The 5850-nt window shown below is 59.8% G+C and carries 4 protein-coding genes, 2 tRNA genes, 1 other RNA gene and 2 pseudogenes; 5 read left to right on the top strand and 4 right to left on the bottom strand.

Features of this window, described 5'->3' with window-relative positions:
* Positions 1–13: 13 nt before the first annotated feature.
* Both KJ624_04990 and KJ624_04985 read right to left on the bottom strand, forming a co-directional pair.
* Positions 14–681 (bottom strand): annotated as a pseudogene (locus KJ624_04990) (transposase).
* A 796-nt stretch (positions 682–1477) separates the two neighbouring features.
* A tRNA-Ala gene (locus KJ624_04985) sits at positions 1478–1553 on the bottom strand.
* A 221-nt stretch (positions 1554–1774) separates the two neighbouring features.
* On the opposite strand from KJ624_04985, the gene KJ624_04980 reads away from it, so the two are divergent.
* From KJ624_04980 to ssrA, 3 genes are all read left to right on the top strand, one after another.
* A complete protein-coding gene (locus KJ624_04980) occupies positions 1775–2926 on the top strand; it encodes a S41 family peptidase (GenBank protein MBU2009178.1) in 1152 nt (383 codons plus the stop codon).
* Positions 2923–3387, top strand: a complete 465-nt coding sequence (smpB, locus tag KJ624_04975) for an SsrA-binding protein SmpB (GenBank protein MBU2009177.1) — start codon at positions 2923–2925, stop codon at positions 3385–3387. Before KJ624_04980 ends, smpB begins: the two co-directional genes overlap by 4 nt.
* Positions 3388–3421: 34 nt before the next feature.
* Positions 3422–3769, top strand: a transfer-messenger RNA (tmRNA) gene (gene ssrA, locus KJ624_04970).
* Here the strand turns inward: ssrA and KJ624_04965 are convergent.
* Positions 3729–4750, bottom strand: a pseudogene (locus tag KJ624_04965) (recombinase family protein). The gene ssrA and the pseudogene KJ624_04965 sit on opposite strands and share 41 nt — an antisense overlap.
* 149 nt (positions 4751–4899) lie before the next feature.
* On the opposite strand from KJ624_04965, the gene KJ624_04960 reads away from it, so the two are divergent.
* Positions 4900–5235: a hypothetical protein gene (locus KJ624_04960; protein ID MBU2009176.1), complete on the top strand. Its 336-nt coding sequence runs from the start codon at positions 4900–4902 to the stop codon at positions 5233–5235.
* Here the strand turns inward: KJ624_04960 and KJ624_04955 are convergent.
* Positions 5214–5289, bottom strand: a tRNA-Val gene (locus KJ624_04955). The two genes, KJ624_04960 and KJ624_04955, sit on opposite strands and share 22 nt — an antisense overlap.
* Before the next feature lie 149 nt (positions 5290–5438).
* Here KJ624_04955 and KJ624_04950 point away from each other — a divergent pair.
* On the top strand, positions 5439–5732 hold the full coding sequence (locus tag KJ624_04950) for a phage integrase SAM-like domain-containing protein (GenBank protein ID MBU2009175.1): 294 nt from the start codon (positions 5439–5441) through the stop codon (positions 5730–5732).
* Positions 5733–5850 lie beyond the last annotated feature (118 nt).

Raw genomic sequence — 5850 nt, 5'->3', positions numbered from 1 at the left:
GTCGACCACCCTAGCCAGTGCGGTTTTCCATAAGCACATGGCCGGCAAAGCATAATCTGGCTTCTTTGCCGCTCCCTTTTCTCGCCAGCCGAGCCTCCGGGTCCGTGGTCGACCCGTGCGTGGCATTGGTCCGGTGTTCCCCGCGAAAGGCCACCCCGGGGTTCTTCTCGCCGGTTTCTGTCGTCTCACCACCACCTTTTGGACGGAAGCTCTTCAACGAGGCCCTTGCTTCCAGTAAGGTGCCATCCACGGTGAAGTGGTCTTCCGACAGCAGCTTCCTGTCACGCGCTTCCGCTAACACCGCTCCCAGAAACTCGCGTGCCACCTGGTGCTCCAGCAGTCTTTCCTTGTTCTTGGAGAAGGTCGAGGCGTCAAAAGCCGGATCCATGATATTCAGGTCCAGGGACCACTTGAACAGCAGGTCGTACTGAAGCCGCTCGCAGAACTGCCGCTCACTGCGGATTGAGTATAAGGCAATCAGCAGACATGCCTTGAGCAGGTGCTCGGGAGGTATGGACGGACGGCCAACTTCGGCGTACATCCGGCTGAACGTCAGGGATAGTTCCGAAAGGGCCTCTCTACAATGGGCTTGATGTGTCGGATGGGGTGGTCTCGAGGTACCAGTTCGTCAGGCGTCAGGGAACTCAGCATTGTCACCTGTCTCTCTACTTTGCCACGCATTCTGGCCTCAAAGAAATTAGATGCCCTGACTCTACCACAATCTGCTTGCCATGTCAGTCAACTCAAGGGAGTTTTTCAGCAGCCTGCTAAGGGAGAGAGGACGAGGTCGAGGTAAAGCTGGCAAGTCTATCCACGCACTCTTCAGAGCCAGAATGCTTTGTCCCAAGTGTCACAAACCCATGTCGGTGATGCTCAAACGGAAAGACTCGAAAGCCGTCTACTACTACTGCCGCGAACACAGTTACCCTTGGATCAAGAATCCCTGTGACTACAGGAAGTTCATTCCCGCTACATGGGACGAGGATATCTGGCAGGAACTCTGCCAATTGCTAGAGGATGATAGATGGATTGAATTGCAGCTAGCCAATGAATCAAACAGATTCGCGGCCAGTCAAAAACTGTCTAAGATCGAGGAAAACAAGATCCAGCAGGCCAAGCGCGAGTTAGGCAGGGTGCAGGACGGTTTCGCGAAAGGAATTTACGATGATGAAGAAGCTAAGTGCAAAGTCGACACATTGAGAACAGCAATAAGACAAGCCGAGGCTGAGATCGAAAACCTCATGCGCGTGAACGATAAGGGAGTAGTCGACATTGATGCGCTTCGCAAAGAATTGGTCGCGCTGAGAAATGGCAATCTTGCTAATGCCAGCTTTGAAGATCGGCTGGAATTGGTTTCACGACTGGGTATCAGAATAGTGCCATCGGAAGACCTCAAATCTCGCAGGATCTGCTGTAACTTGAACTGGGAAAATGCTGCAGGAAAGGAGGGAAACAGCGGTTATGCGAAAGTCACCTTTGGTGGAGCTGAGGGGATTCGAACCCCTGACCTCCTCCGTGCAAAGGAGGCGCTCTCCCGACTGAGCTACAGCCCCAACCCCGGACTTTCTATTTCTTAACCGGTTTCTTCTCCCCCTTCTTCTCTACCTTCTTCGCGGCATGGGAGACGCAGTTGTCACACATCCCTCTTCACCTCCTTACCATATGCCCCAATTTTACCACCCTTCCCCGCCTCCGGCAACACGTGCCGGACAACAGAGTTCCTGAAAGGGGCCCTGTTCTCTTGGCCTTTCATACCTTGCGTGATACAATCCTGTTGATGAATAGAGGCTGGCGCAACCCCCTCGTCTTCCTGGTCCCGGCCCTTCTCCTCGCCCTGGCCTTCGGGGCAGGGTACCTGGCCGCCCCCCTCCACCGCACCCCTTCTTTCCCCATCCTGGAAGAGGCCTGGCAGGCCCTTTCCCAGGACTATGTGGAGCCCCCGGCCCTGGACCAGGTGAAGCTGGAAAGGGGAGCTATCAGGGGCCTGTTGGAGGCCCTCCAGGACCCCTATACCCACTACCTGGACCCCCAGCACTACCAGTGGGAGCAGGCCTCCCTGGAAGGGAAATTCGAAGGCATCGGGATCGAGGTAACCCAGAGGGACAGCGACTTCATCGTACTTGCCTCTCTGCCCGGTTCCCCAGCGGAGAAGGCCGGGATAAGGCCCGGGGACCGGCTCCTCCAGGTGAACGAGGAGCCCACCGCGGACCTGACCCTCCTTGAGTTGATTTCCCGCATAAGGGGGCCCAAGGGGACCCCCGTCCGCCTCCTTATCCTCCACGAAGGAGAGGCCAGCCCCGCGGCGGTGGAAGTGGTCCGGGAGGAGATAAGCAATAAGAGCGTCACCCTGGCTCCAAAGGACAGGGTGGCTGTTATCCGCATTGCCTCCTTCTCCTCCCAGACCCCCCAGGAGCTGAAAGGGGCCCTCTCTCAGCTTTCCCAGGAGACAAAGGCCCTGGTCCTGGACCTGCGGAGCAACCCGGGGGGCCTGCTGGACGAGGTGATAGAGGTAGCAGGGCAGTTCCTGGAGAAGGACGCTGTCGTCGCCTACGAAGTGGACAGCCGGGGAGAGAAAAGGCCCTTCAAGGCCTCGGGCGATGGTCTGGCGCTCCAATACCCCCTGGCCATCCTGGTGGACAGCTATACCGCCTCGGCGGGGGAGGTGCTGGCGGCGGCCCTGCGGGACAATAGGGGTGCCCCCCTCTTTGGCTCCCGGACCTTTGGCAAGGGCTCGGTGAATGTCCTCCACCCCCTCTCCGATGGCTCGGCCCTTATCATTACGACTAGCCGCTGGGAGAGCCCCCTGGGCCACGCCATTGAGGGCCGGGGCCTGGAGCCGGACTACCCCATCGAGCCCGCCCCCGGGGATGAGGGCAGGGACCCCGTCCTGGAGGCGGCCCTGAAATACCTGGAAAAGGCCCCGTGAGCCAGGAAAAGGTAGTTTCCGTCAACCGCCGGGCCTTCCACGACTACCACATCCTGGAGACCCTGGAGGCGGGGCTGGCCCTCACCGGGACCGAGATAAAGTCCCTCCGCCAGGGGCGGGTGAGCCTGAAGGAGGGTTATGTGCGGCCGGAGGGAGGGGAGATGTGGCTGGAAGGGGTGACCATCCCCCCATATGAGGCGGGGGGGCCCTACAACCACCCCCCCACCCGTCCGCGCAAGCTGCTACTCCACCGGGACCAGATAGACCTTCTGGCGGGCCAGGTTTCGGCCAAGGGATACACGCTCGTCCCCCTCAGGCTCTACTTCAAGAAGGGCTGGGCCAAGATAGAGGTCGGCCTGGCCAGGGGGAAAAAGCTCTACGACAAGAGGCAGTCCCTGAAGGAGAGGGAGGCGGAGAGGGAGGTGGAAAGGGCCTTCAAGGGCGAGAAGGGAAGGCCTTGAATTTTCGGGGTCGGTGGTGTACAATAGAAACTGCGGGGACGAGGGGTTCGACAGGGGAAGAGGACCGAAGGGTGCAGGCCCAGGGGCCATCACCTGGCTAATCCGGTGGCAAAAAGATAAGCGGCGAAAAAGCTTACGCTCTGGCGGCCTAACTAGGCTGCCACGTCTCCCCCGGCCCCCCTCAGGGGCTGGGGAGGGGCGCCGAAAGCTGAGGTGCGGTGTCCCCCACGCCGGTAAGGGGCACCAAAGAAAAACACGGCTGGCCCCCTAACAGTGGAGTTGGCTTCCACCCGGGGGGCAAGAAAGAAAGCCAGCTAAGCCTGTAGAGCCCGACGGGGGGCTTCCTTTGGACGGGGAGTTCGACTCTCCCCCGTCTCCACCAGAAACACCGAGCCTCCGGTTGAGAAGCCGGAGGCTCTTTCATTAGCAGGACGCCTGAGCCCTCTTTGGTGGTAGCCACCTGGAATATCGGCCTGAACGGCGGCTTGGGCTTGATTCCCACAATTCGCTTCTCTTCCTTAGCGTCCACATAGACCGCGTCCAGCATCGCCAAGAGGAGCTTTCTTCTCTCCTCCAGAGTGGCCCCGGCCCATAGCCTTGGCAGGTCAATGAGCAGTCTCCCGGCATCCTCCGCGGCGCTCGCCTGGGGCACGACCAGGGTCTCCAGTTCCATCTCCAGGAGCCTCTTCTGCCGGTGGTATTCCTCATCGGGGAAGACGCCGTCTACATAGGCCCTGGCCATGCGGCGCAGCTTCTCCTGAACGTCCTGGCGCTGTTTCTTCACCCTCTCAACCTCGTCCTTGAGGCTGATGATGGCCAGGACCTCTTCAAGCCACTTCGGCCCCAGCTCTATGGCTTCCACTATCTTCCCGATCTGCTCGTCCGGCACGTCGCAATGCATAGAAGCACCTTCAGCCAGGCATACCGCGTGACTCCTGGAGGCCGTGTGCTCACGGTAGTATCTCTGGCCGTTCTTGTACGTCTGGGCCCACATGGGCATCCCGCAGTAGGCGCAGCGGATGATCCCTTTGAGCAGGTATTCCCTCTCCGGCCTGGGGTGCAGCGTTTCAGAGCGCCCGCTGTTCCTCTTGAGTGCGTCCTGGACAAGCTCGAAGACCTCCTGGCTCACCAGGGGCTCATGGGCTCCGGGCATGAGCTTGCCTTTGTATTGGACCTTGCCGGTGTAGAAGGGGTTGTGGAGGATGCCTCTCACCGAGGCGGTGGTGAAGAGCCTCGGCCCGTTTGCCAGGTTGCCGTTGGCGTCCGGGAGGCGGTGCATGTTTCGCGTCCTGAAACCCTGAACGTTGAGCGCCCCCGCAAGCTGGCTCAGCGTGGCAAGGCCAGAGGCATAGCACCTGAACATCTCCGCAACGGCAGGCCCCTCGGTGGTGTGAACATGGATGCCGCCAGCGTGGAGTATTTGGACAGGATGGAGGCGGTCAAGGCCGAGGTCGGCGATGCCACCCAGCGCCTGGAGAGGCTCTACGATGCCCCAGAGACAGAAGGATGACAATGGACGACCTGGCACCCCGCATCCAGCAATTGAGGGACCGCCAGAAGCAGCTGCTCGCTACCAGGTGGGAGCTGGAGGCACTGCTGGCCGACTGGCACCTGGAACTGGCCGATGCAGAGGCCGTAGGACGCTACGTACAGGACCTGAAGACGCTCCTCACAGAGAGCGCGCTGGCAGAAAGGCGCTCGTTTATCAGGAGCTTCGTGACGGAGGTCAAGGCGACAGGTGATAAGGTGGCGGTGAGCTACACGATACCGAAGCCTTCAGCGGAACTTGCTGACAGTGGGATGACAGTTCCCCCTATCGTTCAATATGGTGGGCGGTACAGGACTTGAACCTGTGACCTCCTGCGTGTGAAGCAGGCGCTCTAACCGCTGAGCTAACCGCCCAAAACCGTATCTATTTTAGCCCCCAAAACCAGCTTTGTAAAGAAGGCCCTCTTGCTTCGCCAAGAAACCCCCAGGCACTGGGGAACCTCCTCTCCGGCTACCGCTTCTGCGCCCGGAGCGAGGGCAAGAGCCAGAAGACCATAGAAATCGTGGCCTCCAGTGTGGGCCACCTTGAGGGTTTTCTCCGCTCCGAAGGCTTGCCCACCGAAGTGACCCGGATTGGCCCGGGGGAGATCAGGGCCTTCGTTCTTCACCTCCAGCACAAGAGGCGTTTCTCCGGCCACCCCTTCAACCACGCTCAGGAGAAAGGCCTCTCAGGACACACCATCAACTGCTACCTGCGCTCTGTCCGGGCCTTCTGGTCCTGGCTGGTCTCGGAGGGTATCGTCGCAGAAAATCCATTCCACAGGGTTAAGATCCCTAGTACTACTACGTTAAGGTAAGAGGAATCCATACGCCACCGGATGACCTTGCCACAGGAGGGACAGATTCCTGTCCAGCGGGCCAGCATGCGCTGGAGTTCACGACGTACCATTGGAAGGGACCAGCGCTGCCCAGAAG

The sequence above is a fragment of the Chloroflexota bacterium genome (assembly GCA_018825785.1).
Classification (GTDB): domain Bacteria; phylum Chloroflexota; class Dehalococcoidia; order JACVQG01; family JAHKAY01; genus JAHKAY01.
This window is presented reverse-complemented; position numbering and strand designations above follow the sequence as displayed.

What these genes read in the sequence shown, in the direction of transcription:
- KJ624_04960 (MBU2009176.1), top strand. Translation starts at nt 4,900, where the DNA reads ATGGACGACCTGGCACCCCGCATCCAGCAATTGAGGGACCGCCAGAAG.